Annotated in this window: 25 protein-coding genes, 1 tRNA gene and 1 pseudogene; 12 read left to right on the plus strand and 15 right to left on the minus strand. The window is 39.9% G+C overall.

Features of this window, described 5'->3' with window-relative positions:
• Nucleotides 1-472 precede the first annotated feature (472 nt).
• Nucleotides 473-955 carry a hypothetical protein gene (locus CVS81_RS00090; RefSeq protein WP_107964679.1) on the minus strand — a complete coding sequence of 161 codons (483 nt, stop codon included), beginning with the start codon at nucleotides 953-955 and terminating at the stop codon, nucleotides 473-475.
• A gap of 115 nt (nucleotides 956-1,070) precedes the next feature.
• On the opposite strand from CVS81_RS00090, the gene CVS81_RS00095 reads away from it, so the two are divergent.
• From CVS81_RS00095 to CVS81_RS00105, 3 genes are read left to right on the plus strand one after another with little or no spacing between them, the layout of a single operon-like run.
• Nucleotides 1,071-2,234 (plus strand): cation:proton antiporter, encoded by a 1,164-nt coding sequence (locus CVS81_RS00095; protein ID WP_021088913.1) that lies wholly within the window; start codon nucleotides 1,071-1,073, stop codon nucleotides 2,232-2,234.
• A 2-nt stretch (nucleotides 2,235-2,236) separates the two neighbouring features.
• Entirely contained in the window at nucleotides 2,237-3,514 is a 1,278-nt protein-coding gene (locus CVS81_RS00100; protein WP_103589875.1) for a citrate synthase, read from the plus strand.
• Entirely contained in the window at nucleotides 3,511-4,314 is an 804-nt protein-coding gene (locus CVS81_RS00105) for a 3'(2'),5'-bisphosphate nucleotidase CysQ (RefSeq protein WP_107964680.1), read from the plus strand. The genes CVS81_RS00100 and CVS81_RS00105 overlap by 4 nt, the downstream gene beginning before the upstream one ends.
• 2 nt (nucleotides 4,315-4,316) lie before the next feature.
• On the opposite strand, the gene CVS81_RS00110 is transcribed toward CVS81_RS00105, so the two are convergent.
• From CVS81_RS00110 to CVS81_RS00145, 8 genes are read right to left on the minus strand one after another with little or no spacing between them, the layout of a single operon-like run.
• A complete protein-coding gene (locus CVS81_RS00110; protein WP_107964681.1) occupies nucleotides 4,317-4,781 on the minus strand; it encodes a damage-inducible protein in 465 nt (154 codons plus the stop codon).
• Between the two features lie 3 nt (nucleotides 4,782-4,784).
• Nucleotides 4,785-6,341: a class I SAM-dependent methyltransferase gene (locus CVS81_RS00115; protein ID WP_107964682.1), complete on the minus strand. Its 1,557-nt coding sequence runs from the start codon at nucleotides 6,339-6,341 to the stop codon at nucleotides 4,785-4,787.
• Nucleotides 6,342-6,350: 9 nt separating this feature from the next.
• Nucleotides 6,351-6,848 carry a redoxin family protein gene (locus CVS81_RS00120; protein ID WP_107964683.1) on the minus strand — a complete coding sequence of 166 codons (498 nt, stop codon included), beginning with the start codon at nucleotides 6,846-6,848 and terminating at the stop codon, nucleotides 6,351-6,353.
• A gap of 36 nt (nucleotides 6,849-6,884) precedes the next feature.
• Complete coding sequence (gene modB, locus CVS81_RS00125) at nucleotides 6,885-7,562, minus strand: molybdate ABC transporter permease subunit (RefSeq protein WP_107964684.1); 678 nt, start codon at nucleotides 7,560-7,562, stop codon at nucleotides 6,885-6,887.
• Nucleotides 7,559-8,416, minus strand: a complete 858-nt coding sequence (locus CVS81_RS00130; RefSeq protein WP_107964685.1) for a sulfate/molybdate ABC transporter ATP-binding protein — start codon at nucleotides 8,414-8,416, stop codon at nucleotides 7,559-7,561. Before CVS81_RS00130 ends, modB begins: the two co-directional genes overlap by 4 nt.
• 2 nt (nucleotides 8,417-8,418) lie before the next feature.
• The gene (locus CVS81_RS00135) at nucleotides 8,419-8,808 is read right to left on the minus strand and encodes a TOBE domain-containing protein (protein ID WP_107964686.1); all 390 of its coding nucleotides are present in this window, start codon (nucleotides 8,806-8,808) and stop codon (nucleotides 8,419-8,421) included.
• Nucleotides 8,805-9,560: a molybdate ABC transporter substrate-binding protein gene (gene modA / locus CVS81_RS00140; RefSeq protein ID WP_107964687.1), complete on the minus strand. Its 756-nt coding sequence runs from the start codon at nucleotides 9,558-9,560 to the stop codon at nucleotides 8,805-8,807. The genes CVS81_RS00135 and modA overlap by 4 nt, the downstream gene beginning before the upstream one ends.
• The gene (locus tag CVS81_RS00145; RefSeq protein ID WP_021084673.1) at nucleotides 9,561-10,343 is read right to left on the minus strand and encodes a TOBE domain-containing protein; all 783 of its coding nucleotides are present in this window, start codon (nucleotides 10,341-10,343) and stop codon (nucleotides 9,561-9,563) included.
• Between the two features lie 153 nt (nucleotides 10,344-10,496).
• Here CVS81_RS00145 and CVS81_RS00150 point away from each other — a divergent pair, with 153 nt between their 5' ends.
• From CVS81_RS00150 to CVS81_RS00160, 3 genes are read left to right on the plus strand one after another with little or no spacing between them, the layout of a single operon-like run.
• Nucleotides 10,497-11,207, plus strand: coding sequence for a VacJ family lipoprotein (locus tag CVS81_RS00150; protein WP_107964688.1), 711 nt, complete (start codon nucleotides 10,497-10,499; stop codon nucleotides 11,205-11,207).
• A gap of 2 nt (nucleotides 11,208-11,209) precedes the next feature.
• Complete coding sequence (locus CVS81_RS00155; RefSeq protein WP_107964689.1) at nucleotides 11,210-11,806, plus strand: ABC transporter substrate-binding protein; 597 nt, start codon at nucleotides 11,210-11,212, stop codon at nucleotides 11,804-11,806.
• A gap of 6 nt (nucleotides 11,807-11,812) precedes the next feature.
• A complete protein-coding gene (locus CVS81_RS00160) occupies nucleotides 11,813-14,263 on the plus strand; it encodes an efflux RND transporter permease subunit (protein WP_107964690.1) in 2,451 nt (816 codons plus the stop codon).
• A gap of 2 nt (nucleotides 14,264-14,265) precedes the next feature.
• Here the strand turns inward: CVS81_RS00160 and CVS81_RS00165 are convergent, their stop codons facing one another.
• On the minus strand, nucleotides 14,266-14,841 hold the full coding sequence (locus CVS81_RS00165; RefSeq protein ID WP_107964691.1) for a BON domain-containing protein: 576 nt from the start codon (nucleotides 14,839-14,841) through the stop codon (nucleotides 14,266-14,268).
• Between the two features lie 75 nt (nucleotides 14,842-14,916).
• On the opposite strand from CVS81_RS00165, the gene CVS81_RS09730 reads away from it, so the two are divergent.
• Nucleotides 14,917-15,014: transfer RNA gene (locus CVS81_RS09730), tRNA-Sec, on the plus strand.
• A gap of 121 nt (nucleotides 15,015-15,135) precedes the next feature.
• On the opposite strand, the gene CVS81_RS00170 is transcribed toward CVS81_RS09730, so the two are convergent.
• From CVS81_RS00170 to CVS81_RS10150, 4 genes and pseudogenes are all read right to left on the minus strand, one after another.
• A complete protein-coding gene (locus CVS81_RS00170; RefSeq protein ID WP_103638797.1) occupies nucleotides 15,136-15,480 on the minus strand; it encodes a hypothetical protein in 345 nt (114 codons plus the stop codon).
• Nucleotides 15,481-15,482: 2 nt separating this feature from the next.
• The gene (locus tag CVS81_RS00175; protein ID WP_107964692.1) at nucleotides 15,483-16,805 is read right to left on the minus strand and encodes an NFACT RNA binding domain-containing protein; all 1,323 of its coding nucleotides are present in this window, start codon (nucleotides 16,803-16,805) and stop codon (nucleotides 15,483-15,485) included.
• 71 nt (nucleotides 16,806-16,876) lie between these two features.
• Nucleotides 16,877-18,142, minus strand: coding sequence for a methyl-accepting chemotaxis protein (locus tag CVS81_RS10145; RefSeq protein ID WP_413784303.1), 1,266 nt, complete (start codon nucleotides 18,140-18,142; stop codon nucleotides 16,877-16,879).
• A 15-nt stretch (nucleotides 18,143-18,157) separates the two neighbouring features.
• Nucleotides 18,158-18,853 (minus strand): annotated as a pseudogene (locus CVS81_RS10150) (cache domain-containing protein); the annotation flags it as partial.
• Between the two features lie 393 nt (nucleotides 18,854-19,246).
• Here CVS81_RS10150 and leuC point away from each other — a divergent pair.
• Entirely contained in the window at nucleotides 19,247-20,512 is a 1,266-nt protein-coding gene (gene leuC, locus CVS81_RS00185; RefSeq protein ID WP_103647786.1) for a 3-isopropylmalate dehydratase large subunit, read from the plus strand.
• A 335-nt stretch (nucleotides 20,513-20,847) separates the two neighbouring features.
• Here leuC and CVS81_RS00190 read toward each other — a convergent pair whose 3' ends face one another.
• Entirely contained in the window at nucleotides 20,848-21,105 is a 258-nt protein-coding gene (locus tag CVS81_RS00190; protein ID WP_087583541.1) for a SemiSWEET family transporter, read from the minus strand.
• Between the two features lie 224 nt (nucleotides 21,106-21,329).
• Between CVS81_RS00190 and CVS81_RS00195 the strand changes: the two genes are divergently transcribed.
• The 4 genes from CVS81_RS00195 (at nucleotide 21,330) to CVS81_RS00210 (ending at nucleotide 25,535) form a co-directional block, all read left to right on the plus strand.
• Nucleotides 21,330-21,893: a molybdenum cofactor guanylyltransferase gene (locus CVS81_RS00195; RefSeq protein WP_107964694.1), complete on the plus strand. Its 564-nt coding sequence runs from the start codon at nucleotides 21,330-21,332 to the stop codon at nucleotides 21,891-21,893.
• Complete coding sequence (locus CVS81_RS00200; protein ID WP_107964695.1) at nucleotides 21,886-22,848, plus strand: phospholipase A; 963 nt, start codon at nucleotides 21,886-21,888, stop codon at nucleotides 22,846-22,848. The genes CVS81_RS00195 and CVS81_RS00200 overlap by 8 nt, the downstream gene beginning before the upstream one ends.
• 165 nt (nucleotides 22,849-23,013) lie before the next feature.
• The gene (locus CVS81_RS00205) at nucleotides 23,014-24,408 is read left to right on the plus strand and encodes a GntP family permease (protein WP_107964696.1); all 1,395 of its coding nucleotides are present in this window, start codon (nucleotides 23,014-23,016) and stop codon (nucleotides 24,406-24,408) included.
• The gene (locus tag CVS81_RS00210; protein WP_107964697.1) at nucleotides 24,405-25,535 is read left to right on the plus strand and encodes a glycerate kinase; all 1,131 of its coding nucleotides are present in this window, start codon (nucleotides 24,405-24,407) and stop codon (nucleotides 25,533-25,535) included. Before CVS81_RS00205 ends, CVS81_RS00210 begins: the two co-directional genes overlap by 4 nt.
• Nucleotides 25,536-25,785 lie beyond the last annotated feature (250 nt).

Here is a 25,785-nt window from a genome sequence, read left to right on the forward strand (position 1 = left end):
TTGCAAATTTTAAAATTTTACTCGCTCGCCTTAGCAGACTACTAAATTTAGGCTGCACTACGTTTAGCACTAAATTTAGAGCCGTGATATGCTCGCTCATAAATTTTAAAATTTGTTATAAACTCCTTTGGCATAAAACACATGCGGCACGATAGTGCTATCGCATGCTCCTTGAACGTGCGAGGGGATTGAGGGATCTAAAGGGAGATAAGGGGACGGCTTCGTAACTTGAGTCCCTTGTCTCCCTTTTGAATAATAAAAAATAAAGTCTGTATTTTAAAGGTAGTAATTTACTATTTTTGCAAATTTTAAAACTTTACTCACTCGCAAGAGTTGGCTACTAAAATTTGGCTTCACTAACCGCTTAGCTCAAATTTTAGAGCCGAAATTACTCGCTCATAAAATTTTAAAATTTGTCAGAAATTTCTAAAATAAAACGCATGCATTATGTAGCGTCGTCAGATGTGCCTCTCTACCTAGCTTCTACTTTTGGCATCTGTAGCATAAAATTTCTAGCTTCGCTTAAAAGCACTGGCTTAAGTGCATCTGCTGATGTTTGTGGGTCGTAAATTCTCTCATATGAAAGTATCAAGACTCCATCTTTTTTAAGCAAAAAGTGGATTATTTCTATATTTTTGCTCTTAGTTTCATCTTTTATAAGAGCTAAAATTTGATCATTTTCTTCGCTAAAAAGCACGTTTTTATCTTGTTTAAGAGCCTTTTTTAGCTCTTCTAGCTCGCTTTTTGTCTTGACGTCTTTGTTAAATTTTACCTTAAACGAGGCAAAGTGCTCGTCCATATTTTCATTTTTTAAAAAGTAAAAGCTCTCGTTTTTAACCACTTGCTTCTTATAAAAAGTGCTGCCATCAAATCTAAAACTCTCAACTAAATTTAGCTCGCCTGCCAAAGAAAAGACGCCAAAAAATATCAAAATAAAAAGGCTAAATTTACGCATAAAATTTCACTCCAAATTTCTAAAATAGCCACCATTTTGCCCAAATTTCGCTTAGCTTAATCAAAAAATAACAAAGCTTTTTATACAATCAGGCATTTTTATTTTAAGGATCTTTTTGCAGTTACACCAAGCAAGCGAGCTTAGCATCCTTGTCGTTTTGGCATTTATCGTCTTTGCCTCGCCTTATATTTCTAAAATTTTACGCATCCCAGTCGCACCTGCTGAGATACTACTTGGAGCGGTTGCCGGCTACATCGGAGTCGTTGGCGACAACGAGATGTTTAAGCTCATCAGCGAAGTTGGCTTTTTCTTTTTGATGTTTCTAGCTGGCATGGAGATCGATCTTAGGATGCTCATAAACATCGACCGTAAAATTTTGCGCCTTGGGCTCATCTACCTTGCGCTCATCTACGCTCTAGCCACGGCCCTGACGCTAGGACTTGAGCTTAGCCTACTTTACATCATCATCATCCCGATAATGGCCGTTGGCATGATATTTACGCTATTTAAGGAGTATGGCAAGCAGCAAGAGTGGCTAAATTTAAGCATGCTAATCGCAACTATCGGCGAGCTTTTAAGCATCACGCTTCTAACCTTTACCGCTGCTTACTTGCAGTTTGGAGCGAGCATAAATTTATGGCTAACGATTGGCTATTTGATCCTATTTTTGGCTATCAGCGTGCTTAGCTTTAAAATTTTGGACGTGCTTTTTTGGTGGTATCCGGGGCTTAAAGTGGTGCTCATGCCACACTACGACAAGGACGAGAAGGATATCAGGCTTTGCATCGCGGTATTTTTCACGATGATAGCCTTGATGCTCTATCTAAATTTAGAAGTCGCCTTTGGTGCGTTTATCGCAGGTATGTTTATCACGACATTTTTTGATCACAAAAAGGACTTGCCACACAAGCTTTCAAGCTTTGGATTTGGCTTTTTGGTGCCGATATTTTTCATCCACATAGGCTCGACTTTTAAGCTTTCAAGCCTAGGATCTAGCGAAGTGATAAAGGATGCTATTTTTATATTTTTAGCGATGCTTGGCACGAGAGTTGTATCTAGTTTGCTCTTTTTGGGCAAGCTTGGCTTTAGGGGGATATTTTTATTTTCAGTTTCGCAGTCTATGCCGCTCACTCTTTTGATCGCAGTTGCTACTATCGCACACAAATCAGGCGAGATAAGTGACTATTCTTACTCATCTTTCATCCTAGCGAGCCTCGCACAAGCTATAATAGGAGCTATAATCATCAAAATTTTAATGCAATCAAAAAGCAAGGAGTAAAAATGTCATCAAATACAGCCACACTAATCGACAACCGAACTGGCAAGAGCTATGAATTTCCTATCCTAAAAGGCACGATGGGCCCAGACGTCATCGACATATCGACCTTTTTTAGCGACACTGGGATGTTTACCTTTGACAGGGGCTATACCTCAACTGCGATGTGCCGCTCAGCCATAACCTACATCGACGGCCTAAAGGGTGAGCTCATGTATAGAGGCTACGACATCGCCTATCTGGCTGAAAATAAGACATTTTTAGACGTTGCCTACCTGCTTTTAAACAAAGAGCTACCAACTGGCGAGCAATATGCAAGCTTTAAAGATGAGCTCAAAAAAAGGAGCTTCATACACGAGGGCATGATGAAGCTATTTGATGCATTTCCAGACAAAGCGCACCCTATGGCGATCTTGCAGGCAGCAGTCTCAGCGCTAAGTGCCTTTTACTCAGACCACCTAAATATGGATAAGCCTGAAGAGTACCACGAGATGGCTATGAGGATAATCGCCAAGATCCCAACGATCGCAGCCTTTAGCTACCGCTACTCACGCGGCCTTCCTATCATATATCCAAATTTAGATCGTGGCTTTACTGAAAATTTCCTCTACATGATGAGGGGCTATCCATACGAGCACGTCGATCTTAAGCCAATCGAGATCAAGGCGCTTGATACGGTCTTTATGCTGCACGCTGACCACGAGCAAAACGCCTCAACGACTACTGTTAGGACTGTTGGCTCTACGCATGCGCACCCATACGCATGTATAAGTGCAGGTATCGGCGCGCTTTGGGGCTGGGCTCATGGTGGGGCAAACGAGGGTGTCATCCGTCAGCTTGAAGAGATCGGCTCGGTCGCAAACGTCGATAAATACATCGCTAGAGCAAAGGATAAGAACGATCCATTTAGGCTAATGGGCTTTGGTCACAGGGTCTATAAAAACTTTGACCCTCGCGCAAAGGTGCTTAAAAAGATGAGAGATCAGCTGATGGATGAGATCGGCATTAGCTCAGAGCTTATAAAGATCGCCAACCGCATCGAAGAGATCGCGCTAAATGACGACTACTTTGTAAGTAGAAATTTATATCCAAATGTTGATTTTCACTCAGGGCTCATCCTAAAGGCGCTTGGCATACCAAATAATATGTTTGCCGTCATCTTCGTCATCGGCAGGACGCCAGGCTGGATCAGCCAGTGGATCGAGCTAAAAGAGCAAGAGAGTATAAAGATCGTTCGTCCAAGACAGCTCTACGTCGGAGAGACAAACAGAACACCAAAATGAGCGAGCTTTTAAATTTAGCCATCAAGGCAGCCATCGGCGCTGGGGGTGAGATAATGAAATTTTACTCATCTAATAGCCAGGCGCTTAAAGTCTGCCTAAAAGATGACAGCTCGCCGCTAACTAGCGCTGATCTAGCGGCAAATGAGGTGATACTAAAAGAGCTAAGCAAAAGTGGGATAAAAATTTGCTCCGAAGAGAGCATCTTGCAAGATAGCGACAAAGACGAGTTTTGGCTAGTTGATCCCCTTGATGGCACGAAAGAATTTCTAGCTAGAAATGGTGAATTTTGCGTTTGTATAGCGCTTATAAAAGAGGCTAGGCCGGTACTTGGCGTCATTTTTATCCCAGTTAGCAAAGAGCTTTTTTACGCTGATGAAAACGGCGCTTTTAAAGAAATTTTAGGCGCTAATGATGAGGTCGTAGCAAAGCATGATCTAAATGAAAAAGCCAAAAGTTTAAATAACTTCATCTTTTCAAGCAGAAGAGGCGAGACGAATAGGGCCACGCTTATAAGAGATAGTTTAAATTTAGAGCAAAAATGCATCGGATCTGCCATAAAATTTTGCCGTTTAGCTGAGCTTGGCGGGATATATGTGAGATTTAGCCCAAGCTATCTTTGGGACAATGCTGCAGGCGAGGCGGTAGTGAAATTTAGCGGTGGCAAGGTCTTAAACGCTAGTGATAGATGCGAGCCAAGCTACAAGCTAGCGGATCTAAAAAGCCCATTTTACGTAGCTTTTGGCAAAAATGCTTTGAGCTTAGAGGATGAAGTTTTTAAGCTGATAAAGCAGGGCAGATAAGGTTACTTGCACCTTATCTCACCACTCATCTTTAAAAAAGCACTCTCGTTTTGCTCTAAAAATTTATCTGCCGCTTCTAAATCCTGAAATTTATCTTTTAGTCTGATCACTAAAGTGCCACATTTTAGCTCTCTAGCTCGCTCTAAACTAGCATCAAAGCTTTGCGTTAGATCATTTACGCTTTTTATCAAAAGATCGTTTTTGTCTAGCTCTTTTGCGCTAAATTTAGCGTGTCTCTCAGCTCTTACTACGCCAAGATAGTTTGCGACTTTAGCGTTACTTATGTAGATGAAAACTCCCTCACGCAAGTTGCTGCTAAATGCCACTGCATCATCTTGCTCAAGTATCTTTGCAAGCTCTTCGCCGCCGTAGTTTAGGCTGCTTTTAAGGTTTAGATTTTTCACGCTTGGCTTGCTAGCACAACCTACTAGAAATATACAAAATAAAAGAGCAAAAAACCTTCTCATCGCTTAAATTTCTTCTAGCAGATAGAGCATACTGGCTATTCTTATAGTGCCTGCCACATAGTTTAATATATTTGATGCAACCTTGCTTCTCTTTATCTCTTCGCCGCTTGCTTCAAATATTTTTACGTCATTTTCTTTTATAAATTTTAAAGCCTTAGACGCAATGTCTTCTAAATTATTTTTACCATCTAATAGTAAAAATATATAGTAATCAACCAAATTTAATCTTTCAGATACACAAAATCTATTTGCAAAACCAATATTTGTCTCTTCTTTATTTTTTAAAAAATACTTAACATAATTTATCAAATTTGGGTTTAGCCTTGAATACCCTGGCCTATACTCTATATCTTTTAGCTCATCTTTTACTATCATTGCGCTTGCTGAGTTAGTTAAAAGCCTTACAAAAGCGCTATAAACTGTAAGCTTATCTTCTGGTAAAATTTCTAAAATTTGAGAGAGGTTTATGCTCGCTGGAAACATCTTGTTAAAAACCTCACAAAGCCAAGATATATCTTGTGGCATAACATTAAATCTATCATACCATCCGTCGTCTCTTTTTATAAAATTTGCCACAACGTGAAGTTTATTTATATCACTTGGTCCTATCTGTTTTGCCTTAATGACCTCAAAAGCATTTTTATGAACGATTAGGCTCTGCCTAAAAAGCTTCATATTTAAAATATCCAAAAACTGCTCACTTTGTATACGATCTGCAAAATGCACATTTTTAAAGTCATCCACAAGAGCATTTCCAAAATCAGGCACAAATACATCTTTCATATCAATATCACAAAGATAAGCTAAGTCAAATTTATCTATTTTTTCGCAAAAATCTTTAAAGTAAAATGGATCATTTATATCCTCCAAAAACTCATGCACTACATAAAAATCATCTTTGCTAAGAATATCATCTATCCAAGTGATAAGCGACTTAATAGGCATAAATTTTTCAAATTCTTCATTATCTCTTTTTAGCAAGACCTCCTTATAAACCAAAAGCGCCTCTTTAGCGGCCTTTAGCCTCTCTTCTGTACTATCCTTATCTTTTGCAGCAAGTAGCATGATATCTCTTATAATATCCTTTACTTTCCAGCCTGGATAGACATTGTAAGAGATAAAAGCCACGCCGTTTTGGCTTAAATTTTCTCTTACAACCCTTAGTATCGCATCTTTTACAAAGTCAGGCACCCAGCTAAATACACCGTGAGCTATGATGTAGTCAAATTTCTCATCACTTTTAAACTCACAGATATCGCCGTGAATTAGCTCTAAATTGCTTAATCCTATCTTTTTTACGATCTCTTTGCCGCGCCTTATCTGCTCACCGCTAAGATCAATGCCAACTACTCTTGCATCTTTATTATTTACAGCAAATGGGATCAAATTTCCACCAAAGCTGCACCCTATCTCAAGCACTTTTGCGTTTTTGCAAGGCGGTGGATTGATGCCAAGAAGTGTGGCGCAAGCCTCTAGTTTATAGGGCGATGACTGCGCAAATGCTGCTGATTTATATGTTAGCTCGTCATAAGACTTTTCGATCTTGTTATTTTTGTCCATTTTCTATCCTTAGTAGTCTTCGTTTTTTATCTTCTCCAGCATATTTTTAGCGTCGTTTTCAGGCTCATCAACGATATATGCGCGCCTTATATTGCTGCCTTTTATGATAAGTGTTTGACGAAAGTAAAATTTATGCCCATTTGAAGCTGCAAATACCGGAAGCTCAAGCGCTCGCTCTAGCATAAACTCGCTATCGTTTAAAAACATCACGCCAGTTGCGGTCTCTTCTTCAAATTTCTTCTGAGCTGCGATATCTTGGGAGCCAATAGCTACTACCATAAAGCCAAGATCGTTAAATTCTTTAAGAAGTTTTTTGTAGTTTATCGCTTGCTTCGTGCAGCCTTTCATGCCAGCAGTTTTTTGCAGCTGTTCGCTTAAAAGCTCGAAGTCCTCACCTATCTTTGGATAGATAAAAACTACGCAGTTATGGGTCCTTGCAAAGGCTGAAAAGTCAAATTCTTTACCGTCTAAAGTCCTTAGATAGATGCTTGTAGGCACTTTTATCATGTTTCGTCCTTTAAAAATTTTATCTATTATATATCTTTAAGCTTTTTTAGAATTTAAGAGATAGACGGCAAAAAGAACGAAAAAGCTAATTGTTAGCATCAAAAGTGCGTAGATGTGAGCTTTGGTATAGTCAAGCATCTCAACTGCTTCAAATATCGCGATACTAGCGACCTTGCTCTCGCCAGCCACGCTGCCACCTATCATTAAAACCACTCCAAACTCGCCCATCGTATGAGCAAAACTAACGACGATCGCGGTTAGTAAGTTTGATCTGATACTTGGCAAGATGACCCTAAAAATGGTCGTTAGTTTGCTTTTTCCAAGGCTGTAGCTCGCCTCAAAAAGGCTCTTTTTTAGGCTATTTAGCCCAGCATAAATGGGCCCAAACATAAATGGCAGCGAGTAGATGCAGCTTGCTACAACAAGGCCTGTGAAGTTAAAAACCAGTCTCACGCCAAAGAGCTCTTCTATAAATTTACCAAAGGCTGAGTAGGGCGAGAGAAAAATGAGCAGATAAAAGCCAAGAACGCTTGGCGGTAGCACCAAAGGCAGCGAGATGATGGACTCTAAAAATGCCTTGCCAAAGAATTTCTTTTGCGACATAAAGTAAGCAAGCCCTACGCAGACGAAAAATAGTATAAATGTCGTGATAAAAGAGAGTTTTAGCGAGAGCCAAAACGGCTCGTAATCAATATTTGCTAGCTCGCTAATCATGCTTTTACCAAATTTACGCCAAAGGCTTTTGTGCTAACCACTACCGTGTCGCCAGATCTTAGCCCCTTAGCCTCTGCGCTACTTAGCACGACCTCGCAAATTTGACGGTTTATTAGCACGCTTGCCACAAAAATGGCATCACGCTTTTTGACCTCCAAAACCTTAGCGTTAAATGCAAATTTCTGCGATCCTGCGCTTTTTAAAAATATCTCGCTCGCACTGCCAGACCTTGAAATTTTGCCATTTTCAAGGACAAAAACCTTGCTGCAAAGCTTGTAAATTTCAGCTATGTCGTGACTTACTAAAATAACGCTCATCTTAAACTCATCGTGAAGCGCTAGCAAATAATCTTGCAGCTTCTCGCGCATGGCGTTATCTAGGGCACTTAGTGGCTCATCAAGCAGTAAAATTTCTGGCTTTCTCATAACCGCACGAGCAAGTGCTACGCGCTGCTTTTGACCGCCTGAGAGTTCGTTTATCTTAGCGTTTTTTAGGCTCTTTAACTCGCAAATTTCAAGTAGTTTGTTTGCTAAATTTTCATCATTATTTGCAAAGAGTAAATTTTTAAAGACATTCATATTTTCAAAAAGTGCGTAGTCTTGAAACAAAAAGCCGATATTTCGCTTTTGCGGGGCTAAATTTGTCTTTTCGTCAAAAAATATCTTATCTCCAACCTTTATCACGCCACTTTGTGGGGTTTCAAAGCCAGCAATGAGCCTTAAAATCGTAGTCTTGCCTCCGCCACTTGCTCCATAAAGTGCGACAAACTCGCCACTTTCAAAGGCAAGCTCGGCCTCAAGCATAAATTTACCACCGCCGCCATTTAGCTCTTTTTTGCATGAAATTTCTATCATTTTTAAGCGCTTACGTGGATACTTGTTGATTTAACGTAGGCAAAAACCTGCTCGCCTACCGCTAAATTTAGCCCTTTTAGAGCGTGATCTGAGATGATAGCCTCAAAGCAAAGCTGCTCACACTTTAGGCTAACTATGCTTAAAATTTCGCCGCGAGTTATGCCAGTGACCTCGCATTTTAGCTCATTTTCAAGCGAACTAGCCTCAAGTCTAAGCCTTGATAAGATGACGTCTGAGCTTTTGAAATTTAAGCTCACCTCATCATTTAGAGCAAATTTGCTAGCCTCATTTAAGGCTAGCATATATAAATTTGTCCCTAAATTTAGGCACTCAAGCTCAAAAAAGCTGACGTCATCTTTGGATGAAATTTGAACGATCTTTGCTTTTATCATTTAGCTGGGACGTTGTAGCCAAATTTCTTGAAAATTTCTTTTGCTTTATCGCCCAAGATAAACTCATAAAATGCCTTTGCATCAGCGTTACCATCAGCATGTTTTAAGAGCACGATGCCTTGATCGATCGGAGTGTAGAGCTCTTGAGGTACGAAGATGTAGTTGGTGCCCTCTTTGTATTTTTCCATTTTTTTGTCAAACAATGCACTAGCAGCGATAAAGCCAACATCTGAAGCACTTAGTGCCTGAGAAAGTGTCTCAGAAATTTTTTGAGCATAGACGATGTTTTTCTCTACTTCGTCATAAAGTTTTGCATTTTTAAGAGCCTCGATACTAGCCTTGCCGTAAGGTGCGGTTTCTGGGTTAGCTACCGAGATCGCTTTTAAGCCACGAACCACTTCGATGCCCTTTTTAAAATCCACGTTTCTTATAGAAAAGATCGCTACAGCGCCTTGTGCATAAACTTTTGGTGCAGCCACTGCAAAGCCTGTGTCGTAGGCTTTTTGCGCAAAGCCCATATCAGCAGCCATGAAGATATCAGCTGGAGCTGAGTTTTGTATCTGCGTGACAAGGCCACCGCTTGCGCCAAGAGTTAGGTTGATCTTAGCGTCTGGGTGAAGCTTGTTAAACTCTTTTATAAGCTCAGGAAACGCATAAGTCGTGTTTGCTGCGGCATAGACATTTACGTCAGCGCCAAGTGCGTTTATGGTAAGCAGTGCTGCCACGCATAGAAATTTAAAAACCTTTTTCATTTATACTCCTATTATGATTTGAGATGATTTAACTATGGCTAAAAGCGTGTCGCCAACGCCTATTTGCATATCCATCGCACTATCTTTTGTGATGATAGCAGTTAAAGTTTGCTCGTCGCTTAGTTTTAGCGTGACCTCAGCATTTACAGCGCCTATCTTTGCCTCGATGACCTCACCTTTTAGCTGATTTTTAGTACTTATTTTTATATCAAGATCTTTTGCAAGGATGACAGAGGGCGCTTTAAAGATGAAAACTACCTTTTGACCCACTTTTAGGCCTAAATTTTTCTCGCTTTCGACTGTTATGGTCGCTTCAAGCGTGTTACCATTGCTTAGCTTTGCGATGATTTCAGAATTTACAGCACCTCTATTTATGCTAACGATCTCGCATGAGAGCTGGTTTCTAGCGCTTAAATTCATACTCATCCTTTGTAAATTTATGATATCAACATCTTCAAAATCAACCTTTTGGCAAATTTTTTGCAAAAAGTCCTTTTGTGTCTCAAGAATGGCGTCATAAATTTTTATCAGTTTTTTGGCGTATGGACTAAGCTCTGAACCGCTATTTTTCTTGTTGCCATCAGCTCTTATGATGAGAGGCTTGCTGCTTTTGTTATTTATCGTATCTAAGCAGTCCCAAGCGTTTTTATATGATATACCTACAACCTCAGCCGCTTTTGTGATACTTTTTGTCTCTTTTATCGCCTTAAGTAGCGCTATATGCTTTGCTAAAACCTGCGTATCTTCGCCTAGAAATAGCTCTAAATTTATATCTGCTTTCAAATTTTTAACCTCTAAATATATAATAATAATTTGCAAAGTATATCTAATTATATTAATTCACAAGCTTAAATTATAAATTTTCTTTAATTTCTTGTAAAGTTTCAAGAGGATAAAATCAAGCTGTATTTTATAAATAAATTTTAAGGTTTTATGATGAAATTTTTGCTTGCTATCTTTTGTAGCCTGCTTTTAGCCTGTGCCAGCACTGATCTGAGCACAAACAGTGAAAAAGATGATTTTGACGTTGAATTTGAAGCAAAAAAAGATGTTTTTGACCCACTTAGTGGCTATAACAGAGTGATGACAAATGTAAATGACTTTATCTACATAAATATGCTAACTCCAGTGGCAAAAGGCTACGCTTATGTCGTGCCAGCCACAGCTAGGACGATGGTTGCAAATTTCTTTGACAACCTTCTTTTTCCAGTGCGTTTTGTAAATAACTTGCTTCAGTTTAAATTTCAAAACGCCGGCGAAGAGACTTTGCGCTTTTTGGCAAATACGATAATTGGCTTTGGAGGGCTAACAGACGGCGCAAAATACTATGATCTAAAGCCTCACAATGAAGACTTTGGACAAACCCTTGGTTACTGGGGGCTAGGAAGCGGTTTTCACATCGTTTGGCCACTTATCGGACCATCAAATTTAAGAGATACTGGCGGCTTGGTTGGAGACTATTTTGCCGATCCTATCAGCTACATTGATCCTATGCTTTTATCGGCTGGCATCAAGTCATATAGGGCGTTTAACAGCTTTTCACAAGATCCAACTGCTTATGAAAAACTAAGAAAAGACGCGATCGATCTATATCCATTTTTACGCGATGCTTACGAGCAAAGACGCGATAAACTTATCAAGGAGTAAGTATGAAAATTTTTAAAGCTTTTGCGGTGATTTTACTTTTAGCAACTAGCCTTTTTGCCCTCTCAAAAGAGCAGATAAAGCCTGAGATAGAGGCAAAGACAACAAAGGTGATTGAAATTTTAAAAAATACAAATTTAGACAACAATGCAAAGACAAAAGAGATTTTTGCTCTGCTTGATCCACTATTTGACTACAAACAAATGGCAAAGATCAGCCTTGGCAAACGCTACAACAGCCTAAGTGCCGATGAGCAAGCTAAATTTGACGCAGCATTTGAGCAAAAGCTAAAAAGCTCATATATCGACAAACTTTTAGGCTACAAAGACCAACAGATCCACATCACTGGAGAGAGTGAGCCTCAAAAAAATAGATACTGGCTCACATCAGAGCTTCTAAATGACGGCAAAAACTATGAATTTGTCTATAAATTTTACGATGCAAAAGAGCGTGGCTGGCTCATTTACGACCTTGATATCGTTGGTGTGAGCATTATACAAACTTATAGAAGCCAGTTTGGCGACGTGCTAAACAATGGCGATTTTAATACGCTTTTACAAAAACTAAACGAAGCGGTTTTGCCTGATCAAGATAAAAAATAACCCTTGATGCGACAAATTTTTAAATTTATCATTGCCAAAAACAAGCTTGTTATCGCGCTTGTCCTGATTTTAAGCGTAGTTTTTGGCTACCTTAGCACAAGACTAAGCATCGACGCTTCAGCTGAGACCTTGCTGCTTGAGCATGACCCAGATCTAAAAGCCTATAGGCAGATCGCACAGCGCTACGACTCGCCAGGGCTTTTGGTGGTCGCTTTCACCCCAAAAGATGATCTTTTTTCACCTACAAATTTAGAGCTTATTAAAAATTTAAGTGATGAGCTAGCCAAAAACGATATGGTTAGCAGCGTCATCTCTATCTTAAACGTCCCACTTCTAAATAGCGTAAAAGGCGGCGTTACAGGCATCTTAGATCACACTCCAACGCTAAGTGATAAAGATATAAATATCTCAAAAGCAAAGCTTGAGTTTGCAAAAAGTCCTATTTATAGCGGAAATTTGATAAGCAAAGATCTAAAAACCACAGCGATCGCGCTAAATTTAAAGCAAGATGAGAAATTTAACGAGCTTTTAAATGAGCGAAATTTACTTAGTCAAAAAGAGTCAAACGGCACTATCACGCAGGCTGAAAAGCTTAAATTTAAAGCGCTTTTAGCGGAGTTTAAAGCCTACCGAGATGAGCTTAGAAAGAGCGATCACAAAAACCTTGAAGCCATAAAGACAGCCATCGCTAAATTTAACGCAAACGATGAGCTATTTTTAGGCGGCGCAAACATGATCGCTGATGATATGATAGGCTTTATAAAGAGCGATCTTTTGGTTTATGGGCTAAGCGTTCTAGCGCTTCTTAGCTTTAGTTTGTGGCTATTTTTCAGGCAGCTTAGATGGATCGTCTTGCCGATGTTTATCTGCGCGGTAAGTGCCATTTTTACGACTGGGATTTTTGGTATGTTTGGCTGGGAAGTGACGGTCATTAGCTCAAACTACATCGCACTTCAGCTAATTATCACCATTTCAACTGTCATCCACCTAGTCGTTATCTACAGAGAATTTTACGCAAGACATCCAAAGTACAGCCAAAATCAGCTCATCTATCTGACACTTCGTGACAAATTTTCTCCATCTTTTTGGGCGATATTTACGACAGTTATTGGCTTTAGCTCACTAATGAGTGCCGATATAAAGCCAGTTATCATGCTTGGCATTATGATGAGTGCTGGCATTAGCGTTTCACTTATGCTTGCCTTTTTGCTATTTGGCGCGATAAATGTAAATTTAAAGAAGCTTGCTCCTGTTAGGACATTTGAAAACAGCTTTAAATTTACAAAATACTGCGCAAATTTAGCCCTAAACTCAAGAAAGATCATCTACGCAGTTTGCGTGCTAGTCGTCTGCTTTGGCGTTTATGGCATAAGCAAGATAAAGGTTGAAAATAGCTTCATTGGCTACTTTAAAGAGAGCACGCAGATCCGCCAAGGCATGCAGGTCATCGACACAAAGCTTGGTGGCACGATCCCAGTTGATGTGATAGTTAAATTTAAAGAGATCGAGCCAAAACAAGAAAAAACTGATGAGAAAGATGACTTTGAAAGCGAGTTTGAAAACGACGCAAAGAGCGCAAAATACTGGTTTAACAGCTACCACACAAGAGTTGCAGAGAAAATTCACGACTATCTAAAAGAGCAAAATTTTGTAGGCAACGTAAGCTCGCTTGCAACGCTTATAAAGGCGATAAAAGAGCTAAATAACGGCGTTAGTGATGATTTTTTGCTAGCTGCGATGTATGAAAAGTTGCCACTTGAGTATAAAAAGATCTTGCTAAGTCCTTACGTGAGCGTCGAAAACGACGAGCTTAGATTTAGCCTAAGGATCGTTGATAGCGATCCAAAGCTTAGACGAAATTTATTTCTAAAAGAGCTTAGAGAAGGGCTTTTAGAGCTTACTAAAAACGATAATGTAAGCATCGAAGTTGCCGGTATGATGGTGCTTTATAACAACATGCTTCAAAATTTGCTTAGCTCGCAGGTTGATACATTTGGACTAACAGTTGCGATACTTTTTGTTATATTCTGCTTTGTTTTTAGAAGTATCAAGCTAGCAACCATCGCTATAGTTTCAAATTTGATCCCGCTTTGCACTCTTTTTGGCGTGATGGGATTTTTTGGCATACCGCTTGATGTGATGAGCATTACGATTGCTGCCATTAGTATAGGCATCGGCGTTGATGATATCATCCACTACATCCACCGCTTCAAAGAGGAGCTGCTTACAAAGGACGTTTTTGAAAGCATTAAGGCTGCGCACGCTAGCATTGGATACGCGATGTATTACACCTCATTTACCATTTTTCTTGGCTTTAGCGTGATGATAACTAGCAACTTTATACCGACAATTTATTTTGGCTTGCTAACCGATCTTGTTATGGTATTTATGCTGCTTGGTGCGCTCATCATCTTGCCAAGTTTGATAGCAAGCTTTGTGAAAAAGCGCGAGGTATAAATTTATTTGATAACTTTGATAAACGAATAGACATCAGCCACGCCGTCAATGTGCTTAGCGTACCAAATGGCGTGCTTTTCTTGCTCGATGCTATCAACCACGCCACTAAAAACAACGTCACAGCCAACGATACTAACACGCACATTTGTGCCCTCAACGACACTATCTTTAAAGAGATTTTGCTTTAAATTTGCAAGTATGCTTAAGCTATCGCACGGATACTCGCTTTTTTTCACCCTAAGATAGGTGTAAATTTTTCGCACTCCGTCCGTATTTTTGGCAAGCTCAACTAGCTTATCTCCTAGCTCTTTGCTATCAACAAGCCCTATGAGATAGGCGTCACCATAAAAGACCTCTATCTCGATGTCGATGTTACTAAGTCCTTTTGAAAACAAAATTTTGCTTTGTAGCTTGCTTTGGATAAATTTATCACGAGAGATCGAGTAGATGCCGCGCTTGTCGCGAGAAATGGAGTATGCGTCATATACATTTAGTGGCGCTGTTGCTGGGGTGAGGACTGAGGAGCAAGAGCAAAAAAATAAGACCAAAAATGCAAAAACGCTAAATTTAGAAATCATAAATCCTTTTGTAATTTCAAAAAGTTTATAGAAAATGGGCTAAAATTTATCTAAATCTGCTAAAATAACACGCACGGAGGATAAAGTAATCTGGTGATGCTCACGGGCTTCAAACCCGATGACTGGGCGGTTGACCGTCTGGTGGGGAGTTCGATTCTCTCATCCTCTCGCCACTTTTACTTCTTTAATTTCTACTTTTTAAATGATTTGTTTTTATGATTTTAGACGTAGTTAGCTAGTAAATTTTAAAAATAATGGTTGCAAATTTAAACCATTGTCCTTAAAATTTAAAGTTTAAATTTTTATATCCAAAACGTGCGGTTCTTCGCTCTCTTCTTCGCTATCAAGCTCGTCTTCTAAATAATTCTCTTCATCTTTGGCTTTTGCGTTTTGCTCTTCGTTCTCAAACTCGCTCGCCTCTTCTTCGCTTTTTTGACGCTCGTGCTCTTTTTCAGGGTCTATTTTATATGACTCCTCCATCGGACGCACCTCTTTGATCTCCTCGTTTTGCTGGGTAGCTAGCTCAGATGCCATTAGCGCTTGCATGTCAAAGCGTGCTTGCTGGTTTGCATGCACCTGCGAGACGACTGGAGCGTTTTGGTTGATGAAGTTGCTGTTTCCTAAAGGTGTTACCGCCATTTTTAGCCTTTATTTATGATGATAGTTTTGTAGTTTGTGTAAGTGACATTTGCGCCATTTTCACGCCTTAAATTTTCGCGTTTGGTGTAATCCACCTCGTATCTGCCAGCCCCTTTTACGCTAAATTCCACGCAAAATTTAGCAGCCATTTCTAGCACGTCTTCTGGCACTTTGCTCTTGTTTGTTTTTATGATGACATGAGCGCTTGGGGCGTCTTTTAGATGAAGCCAGATGTCGTCTTTTTTGGCAAGATCGAGTAAATTTATATTGCCTTTTTCATTTCTGCCAACTAAAATTTTAAACTCTCTAACGTAGAAAATTTCAGCATTTTCGCTCACATCTTTTATCTGGCGTTCTCTTTGTTTTGCCTTGTTTTTTGGGCTTAAAATTTCAAGCTCGTAAGCGCTTTTTGCCTCTTTTAAAAGTGACTTTAGCCCTTCTAAAAACTCGATCTTTTCACTTAAATTTCTCTTTTCTATCTCCACACCAAGGGCTTTTGCACGAAGTTTTTTTGACCTTGAGTAAAATTCATTTGCGCTATTTTTTGGCGTGTCGCTAAGAGTTAGTTTTATCTCATTGCCGTTAAAATCATTAAGAGAAATTTCTCTCTCATAGCCCTTAAAATTTGCCAAATTTGCAAGCAAGAGCGTGCCGTAGTTTGCAAACTCCTCGCTCTTTTTCATAAGCTCATCTTTATCTTCAAGCGAGTTTAAAATTTCACTCATGCTATCTATCTTTTTTTGCACGCTAGTAAGCTTTGCCTCTTTTAAGCTAGCTATCCTAGCCTCATTTATCCTGGCTGCTTCACTTTTAAAAAATGCCTCAAAGTCAGTTACCGGCTCGCACGGCTTTTCTTTGATGGCGATGGCTGGCAGCTCTTTTAAAACCTCGCCAGTTTCTATCTTGCGGTAGCTATTATCGATATGTCTTAGCGCCTCGATGATAACGTTATTTTCGTCAGTTATCACGGCATTTGTAAAGCGGCCTGTAAATTCAAGATAAAGGATGAAATTTTCGCTTTTATATGAGCCGCTTTGTGTGCAGGTAAATTTTAAAATTCTATTGTCTTTTAGACACTCGACGCTTTTTATATGCGAGGCGTTAAAGCGCTTTTTTAGGACATTGTCAAAGGGCGCTTGATAAATTTTCGCCTCTTTTAGCTCATCATCTTTGTAGATCGCTGAGTTTGACTTATTTAGATCAAAAATGATCTTTTCGCTGCTAAATTCGATAAGTATAGCCATGTCACTTACGCGCTTTGCTTGGCTTATCTTTTTAAATTTCGATAGATAACTTGCTATTTGAACTAAATGTGCGTACTTCATGCGGGGATTATATCAGAAATGTTGCAAAAATGTTTTAACAAAGAGTCCTAGCTGGCTTGCTAGGACAAAAGTTAAAATTTGTTTTTAGCGACCTCTTTAACGATCTGATCAGCGATCTCATCGACTTCGTTTGTGGCCTTGTTTGTTTGATTTGCCACTTCAAGATTTTCTTTTGTTAGGTTGTCGATGTCGGCAACTAGTGTGTTTATCTGAGCGATCGCTATGGTTTGCTCATTTATCGCTGCACTCATATCATCGATGTTTTGCGTTAGGATATTTGCATTTGCTTCGATCTCACCAAGGCTTTTTTGAGTGCGCTCGGCTAAATTTCTAACCTCATCAGCCACAACCGCAAAGCCCCTGCCATGCTCGCCCGCACGTGCTGCTTCAATGGCAGCGTTAAGGGCTAGTAAATTTGTCTGATCGGCGATATCGTGGATGATAGTGATGATATTTTTTATCTCCTCAGACTGCCTTTTGACATCATCAGATCTTGCATTTACCTGCCTCATAGATGCACTCATTTGCTCAACCGCAGCCGCACCCTCAGAGAGCGAAGTCGCACTCTTGTTTGCCTTAGTCGTTAGCTCTTGCATGTAGCCTTTTAGCGCCTTTGCGCGGTCTTCTAGCAGTTTTGCGACATCTTCATTATTTTTTAGCATCTGCGCGATCTTATCGCCAAGTGCGTCGATGCCTTTTGCGATGACGCCCTCGTCGTTTATCCTAGCGGTAAAATCATTTTTAAAGTAAATTTCTAGCGCCTTTAAGATATCGTGCTCATTTGAAGCGATATTTGTCTTTAGCGAGTCACGTAGATCGCCAAATGCCTCTTTTAGCTTTAGCAGAGCTTGGCTATTTGTCGTCGCTTCAAGCGTCGCTCTAAAGTCGCCACCTTTTATCTTGCTTACAAATTCTTGCGTTTTGGCTAAAAACTCGCGCTCGCTGTTTAAATTCTCTTTTGTGCTCTCGATGTTTTCGTTGATGATGCTAGCCATAACGCCTAGCTCGTCGCTGCTTTTTAGCTTGATAGGCTCGACATTTGAAGTTTTGTTGTTTATAAATTTAAAGACCTCGATTAGCCCATTTTGTATCGTTAAAACCGGTCTTAAGAAGTATCTAACGACCACGATGATGGCGATGATGACTGAGATCAAAAATAGGCTAAACATCAAAATTTGCTTATTTGAAGCGCTTTTTATTTCAGCTACAAACTCATCAGCGTCAGCTACTATACAGACGTTCCAGCCTGTTAGCTTTTGGTTTTGGCAGTAGATGACGTTTCTCATGCCCTTATAGAAAAACAGTGAGACCTTGTCGCCATCTATGCTGTTTTTCATATTTTCTTTGATGAGGTTTTTATAGGTTTCATCTTCGTTTGAGACCAAATTTATATCAGGATGCACTATCACTTTGCCAGCATCATCGGCGATCATGATGTTTGAAGTCTTAGTTGTTTTTATCTCTAAAAGCTCTTCGCTAAGGCCGTTTAAGAAGATATTTGCGCCGATTACCGCTACAAGCTTATGGTTGCTATCAAAGATAGGAGCGTAGGCTGTGATGGTTAAATTCTTTGTCGTGACATCTACGTATGGCTCTGAAAATCCAGGCTTGCCGCTGCTACTAGCACCCTTAAACCAGGCCCTTGTGCGACCATCAAAATTTGGTATCAAAAATGGCTCGTTGTTTTTCAAAAGATCAGTCTTGATGACGTTGCCATTGTCTGCATAGCCCACAAATAGCGCGTCAAATGGCGAAATGACAAACGCACCTTTTAGCGCCTCGACTATATCGTCCCTGTTAGCATAGGTCTTTTTATCCTCAAGCTCTTTTGCGAAGGTTTGCACCATGTGAAGTCTTGACTTTAAAAATTCATCGACAAAGTACATCGTCGATTTTAGCCCAGTTTTGCGCACATTGTTGTAGGACTGAATTTTTTCCGATTTGGAATTTGAGTAGTTTATGCTAAAAAATATGCCTATGCCTATTAGCATCCAAGCTGTCAGCAAAAAGGCTATCTTGTTAGACAAGCTAGAAAAAAGTCTTTTCATCTTAAATCCTTTTAAAATTTTCGGCGTATTTTATAATAAAAGTTAAACAATATCTCTTAATTTTTATTTTTAAGAAAAAATAGCAAAAAATAGCTAAATAACGCTATTTATGATAAATTTTGCTAAATTTTATTAATTTAATTATCCAAAGTAATAAATAGAGTATTTTAGGGACTTATAATGAAATTTAAGGCTAAATTTGACGTTGAATTTATTTTAATTGCTTAAATTATAATTTTAAAATATATAAAAAAGAAAATGCTATCTTGCAAATCTTATCTGTCCAAATTTTTAGCATAAATTTTTTGTCAAATTTATAGTGATTTAAAGCGCTGGCTAAATATCTTTTTATACAAATTTCGTTAAAATCGCCTCAAAATTTAAAGGAAATTTATGAAACAAACCATCACAGAAAAAATATTTTCAGATCACGTTGGCAAAGAGGTAAGCGCAGGAGAGATCATCGAGAGCAAGATCGATATGATCATAGGTAACGACATCACGACGCCTATCTCGATCAAGCAGTTTGAGCGAAGTGGCGCAAAAAAGCTAGCTAACCCAGACGGCTTTGCCATCGTGATGGACCACTACATCCCGACAAAGGACATCCTAAGCGCAAATCAAGCCAAAATTTCACGCGAATTTGCCTACAAACACGACCTTAAAAACTATTTTGACGAAAAAGATATGGGCATCGAGCACGCGCTTTTGCCTGAAAAAGGTCTAGTCATCCCAGGCGACGTCATCATCGGCGCAGACAGCCACACCTGTACGCATGGCGCCCTTGGAGCGTTTAGTACTGGCATGGGCAGCACCGACCTAGCTTATGCGATGATCACTGGCAAAAACTGGTTTAAAGTGCCTGAAAGCATCAAAGTCGTCTTTAAAGGCAAGCTTGATAAGCACGTCTACGGCAAAGACCTCATCCTTGAGATCATCCGCCAAATAGGCGTTGATGGCGCACTTTACAAGGCGCTTGAGTTTAGCGGCGAGGTGATAGATGGCCTTAGCATGGATGATAGATTTTCAATGTGCAATATGGCGATCGAAGCTGGCGCAAAGAGCGGTATCATTGCGGTTGATGAGATCACAAAAGAGTTTTTAAAAGATAAAAATTTGCGCGATAAACCAAAATTTTTCTACTCAGACGAGGGCGCAAAATACGACAAAATTTTAGAGATCGATGTCACAAACCTTGATCCAGTCATCGCATATCCATTTTTGCCAAGCAACGGCAAGAGCGTAAGACAGGCGGTTCGCGACGATCTAGCTATCGATCAAGCATTTATCGGCTCATGCACAAATGGCCGTCTAAGCGACCTTCGTATCGCAGCACAAATCCTAAAAGGTAAAAAAGTAGCCCGCAAAACAAGGCTCATCATCACTCCAGCGACGCAAAAGATCGCAAGAGCTGCTGAAAAAGAGGGGCTAATCGACATTTTCATAGAAGCTGGCGCAGTTGTGAGCAACCCAACTTGTGGTGCTTGTCTTGGCGGATATATGGGCATTTTAGGTGCAAATGAACGCTGTATCTCAACGACAAATAGAAATTTTGTCGGTCGTATGGGCGATAGGACTAGTGAAATTTATCTGGCTAACTCGGCAGTTGTGGCGGCTTCAGCCATAGCTGGTAAAATCGCCGATCCGCGTGATCTTTAGAATTTAACGGCTCGTCTCGTGAGCGTTTTTAACGGAGCTAGTAAAAATTTAGCTCGATAGACTGAATTGTCTTATCTTTGCTAAATTTTACGTTGTTTCTGCTTGCAGTTGCGACCGCAAGGGGAGCAAAGCCATTAAACCCATCTCACGATACTTTGCCTTATCTTTTTCACAAATTTTGATGAAATTCCTTTTGAAAATTTCGTCACAACATCCAAATCTATCTCAAAATCTTGCCACTCTAGGTTCTTTTATATAATCAAAGAAATTCTAAAGTATTTTGCATAAATTAAATTTAACCGATAAATTTACAAATTTACCGGCTATTTTTAGCATTAAAACGCTGTTATAGTTGCCAAAAGTCCAAAGATTATACCTGGCAAGTTTGCAGCTGAAAGTGGATAGTCTTTTTTAGCTTTTAGTAGGCCGTAGCTTGTCCATATCGTGCAGTTTATCGCAGCAGCTAATGGCTGTATAAAAGGCGTTTTATGGCCATCAAGGTTGCCCATTATTTGTGGGATGTATGAAAAGTACATAACAACCGATAAGCACGTGCCTATCCAACCTAAAATTTGTAAATTTCTTTCACTCATGTGATCTCCTTTAAAAGTAAGCCATTATATTATTCTTAGCTTTATGATTAGCGTGGTAAAAAAATTAATTTTATCTGCCAGAAGGTAGCCCATTGTTTTGGCAAAAGCGCTCTTTTTGCAAATTTAAGGGCAAAGTTTTGTAAAGTGATAATAAATTTAAAACAAGATGAGTTAGAAAATTTGGTTATACTTTTGTAATTTTTTGAAATTTAAAAGGATAAAAGATGCAAACTTGCGTCATTTTAGCAGGTGGCAAGAGCTCGCGCATGGGTCAGGATAAGACCTTGTTGCCATTTGGGGGCTTTGAAACACTTACGCACTATCAGGTCGCTAAATTTAGCAAAGTCTTTGATGAGGTTTTTGTAAGCTCTAAATTTGAGAAATTTAACCCGCCACTAAGGCTCATAAAAGATGAGAGCAGTGAGGAGTATTCGCCGATGTTAGCGCTCTACTGCGTGCTAAAAAGCTTTGATCACAGCGTCTTTATCATCCCAGCTGATATGCCATTTTTTGATCCAAAAAGTCTTGGCGAGCTGGCTAAATTTAAAGATGAATTTGAGATGGTCGTGGCTGGCGATAATGAGCATATACACTCGCTTTGTGGCTTTTTTAACCCAAGCTTAGCCCTACTTGCGCGCGAGCTTTACCAAAAAAATGAGCATAAAATCGGACTTTTACGAAAAAACTGCAAGTGTAAGATAGTAAATTTTGAGGATAAAGAGCAGTTTTTTAACGTAAATTTCCCAGACGAGTACAAAATAGCAAATGAAAAGATGAAAAATGAGTAAATTTATATTGCTTTTAAGCCTTGGCCTTACATTTTTGATGGCTGGCAGGACGGATGATTTTAAAAGGGCGCAGGAGCTTGAGCAAAGTGGCGATATAAAGGGTGCGATGCAAATTTATAAAGAGCTAGCCAAAAGCTCTTTAGGCGAGCAAGAAGTGGCGCAAAATGTGCAAGCAAGCGAGCCAGCACCAAGTGACGCGAAGCTAAAGCAGGCTGATCTTTTAAGAGATCAAAGCGATAAAAATTTACAAAACGCACTTGGCATCGAGCTTTATAAGTTTAACTACCTTTTGCCAGTAGCTTACGCTAAAAATATCCCAGATGACGGACGAAAGAGCGTTGAGACGAAGTTTCAAATAAGCCTTGCAAAGCCGCTATTTTACGATGTTTTTGGACTTAGAGAGAGCCTCGTGGCTGCTTATACGCAAACCTCTTGGTGGCAGATAACAAAAACCTCAGCTCCGTTTCGTGAGACAAACTATCAGCCTGAAATTTTCTTAAATTTCGCCTCTCCAAAATACCTAGAGCAAATAGGCGTGAAGAACCTAAAATTTGGACTTTTGCATGAGTCAAATGGACGAGATGGCACCAACTCAAGGAGCTGGAACAGAGCCTACGTGCAAGGTGATCTCGTCTATGGAAATTTAACCATCTCGCCAAGAGTTTGGAGCGTGATCGGCGAAAAGAACGACAACAAAGAAATTTTAAACTACATCGGACACGGCGACGTAAGGCTTAGCTACAACCTAAACGACCACATCTTTAGCCTAATGCTAAGAAATAACTTACATTTTGATAAAACAAATAAAGGTGCAGCTGAAATTTCATATATGTTTCCGATATTTTCAACCGGCATTTATGGCTATTTGCAGTATTTCACTGGATATGGCGAGAGCTTGATAGACTACAACAGGCACACAGATAAGGTCGGTCTTGGCTTTGTTATTTTAAAATAGCCTTAAAAATTTAATCTTATAAAGTGGCTAAATTTGGGTAGATGATGCAAATTTCAGAAAAATAATGAAAAAAATTTAACTAATAGAAAAACTTAAAAATATTAGAAAAAATATAAGCAAATTTTGCTAAAATCACTAGCAAAATCTCACAATAAAGGAGTTTTCATGAGCGGTATAGCTTTGATTGTCTGTTTTGTTATAGCAATCATCCTTATGATCCTTATGATCTCAAAGTTCAAGGTGCATCCATTTTTGGCACTTATGAGTATATCTTTGGTGCTTGCCATTGTCGCAGGTATCGATCTATCCAAGATCCCAGCGATGATAGGCGTTGGTTTTAGTGGCACGTTTAAGAGTATCGGTATCGTCATCATCTTTGGAACGATCATCGGCACAGTTCTTGAAAAAACGGGAGCTGCGCTAAAGCTAGCTGACATGGTCGTAAAGCTAGTCGGACAAAGACGCCCTGAGCTTGCCATGCTTATAATGGGCTGGGTTGTAGGCATACCGGTATTTTGCGATAGCGGTTTTGTCGTGTTAAACTCTATCCGCGAGGCACTTTATAAGAAAATTTCAGCAAGTCCAGTTGCGATGTCAGTAGCACTTAGTGGCGGTCTATACGCTTCTCACGTCTTCATCCCACCAACTCCTGGCCCGATAGCCGCTGCTGGCACACTTGGCCTTGGAGGGAATTTACTTCTTGTCATCATTATGGGTACAGTAGTTTCAGTGCCTGTTTTGGTAGCTGTTTATTTCTTTTCAAAAAGCATCGCTAAAAGCGTAACTATTAGCGATAAAGAGGCTGACGCTACGATAACAGCTAGCTACGAGGAGCTTTTAAATAAATTTGGCAAATTACCTAGCGGATTTTTAAGCATTGCACCTATCATCATGCCTATCATCTTCATGGCGGTTGGCTCTGTGATCGATGTTTTGGCAAAACAAGGCATGCTTGATAAAGCTGCACTCTTACCAAAGATATTTTTATTTTTAGGTAATCCTATCATCGCCCTTGCGATCGGCGTTATCTTTTGCGTATTTTTACTAGCTGAAACTAAAAAGATGAGAGAATTTGACCACATTACAAACGAATCATTAAAGATTGCAGGTCCAATACTTTTTATCACCGCAGCTGGCGGCGTTTTGGGCAACGTCATCACCGAGGCAGGCTTTGTAAATTTCATAAAAGAAAATGCCTCAACTATAAAAGCGATAGGAATTTTCTTCCCATTCATCATCTCAGCCGTGCTAAAAACCGCTCAAGGAAGCTCGACTGTGGCTATCATCACGACAGCCTCTATCATGGGCGCATTTAGCGCTGACAACTCGCTCATGCATACACTTGGCTTTACGAGCGAAATTTCAGCAGCACTTTGTGTCATGGCGATAGCATCAGGTGCGATGTGCGTATCTCACGCAAACGACAGCTACTTCTGGGTCGTGACAAACTTTAGTAAGATGACCGCAGATCAAGGATATCGCACACAAACGGCGATGACATTTATCATGGGCGTTGTTGGTATGATCAGCGTTTATATACTATCTTTGGTGCTTTTATGAGAATTTTGGTTGCGATAGATTCATTAAAAGGCTCGCTAAGTTCGCTTGAAGCGGGCCTTGCTATAAAAGAAGCCCTTGAAGATTTTTGTGACGTTGTCGTAAAGCCAGTGGCTGACGGCGGTGAGGGTAGCGTGGAGGCTATGGCTGACGCACTTGATGCTAAATTTATAGATACCATTGTAAAAAACCCACTTGGCACTGAAATTCTAGCTAGATATGCTCTAAAAGACGACCTTGCCATACTTGAGATGTCAAGTGCTTCAGGACTTACTCTCATAAATCCTGATGAGAGAAATCCTATGAAAACTAGCACATTTGGCTTTGGTCAGATGATAAAAGATGCCATTAGCAAGGGTGCTAGGAAATTTATCATAGGTATTGGTGGAAGTGCGACAAATGACGCTGGCACAGGTATGCTAAGCGCTTTAGGGTTTAAATTTTATGATAAAAATGGCGCTTTGCTTGAGGGCAAAGGCGAGGATTTGGCTCAAATTTGCGACTTTTCAGATGAAGAGGCGCTAAAAGAGCTAAAAGAGTGCGAATTTTTAATCGCCTGTGACGTGGATAATCCACTTTACGGACAAAAGGGCGCAGCCTACGTCTATGCCCCACAAAAGGGCGCAAATGGCCGCATGGTAAAGCAGCTAGATGATGGGCTAAAGCACTTTGCAAGCCTTGTAAAAGAGAAAAATGGCACCAAATTTCACACGCAAAAGGGCGCTGGAGCAGCTGGCGGACTTGGCTTTGCTTTTGTGGCATTTTTGGGCGCGAAGCTCAAGCCTGGCATCGAGATCATCACGCAGACAATAGCACTTGAAGATGAGATCAAAAAGGCTGATCTTGTCATCACTGGCGAGGGTCGCATGGACTTTCAAAGCACCATGGGCAAGACCCCAACAGGCGTGGCAAAGCTAGCTAAGAGGCATCATAAGCCAGTCATCGCGCTTGCTGGAAGCGTGCAAAGGTGCGCTAAAGACTGCCACAAGCACGGCATAGATGCCTATTTTTGCATACTAAATGAGCCAATGAGCCTTGAAGAAGCCATGCGAAAAGATAATGCCATTAGAAATTTAAAGATGACTGCCGAGCAAGTCATCCGCCTTTATATGCTAAACCGCAAAGCATAAATTTAAAAAAGATAGAAGCTAAATTTCTATCTTTTTCTCTCTAAAATTAACTTCAAATTTTACTTGCAAAGTGCTACAAAAATTCTCAAAATTTAATACATTTTGCAAAAACAAAACCCCTTAGAAGAAATGGCGAATTTAGCCTAAATGACTGGTTGGTTGGTACTTGCGCTAGACAAGCACTTCCTGCAAAGATAAGAAAGATAGGCTAGTTTGATATAAATTTGGCGAGCAGAGTAAAATTTGCTTG

Origin of the sequence: Campylobacter concisus (assembly GCF_003049065.1) — a bacterium.
Classification (GTDB): Bacteria; Campylobacterota; Campylobacteria; order Campylobacterales; family Campylobacteraceae; genus Campylobacter_A; species Campylobacter_A concisus_BE.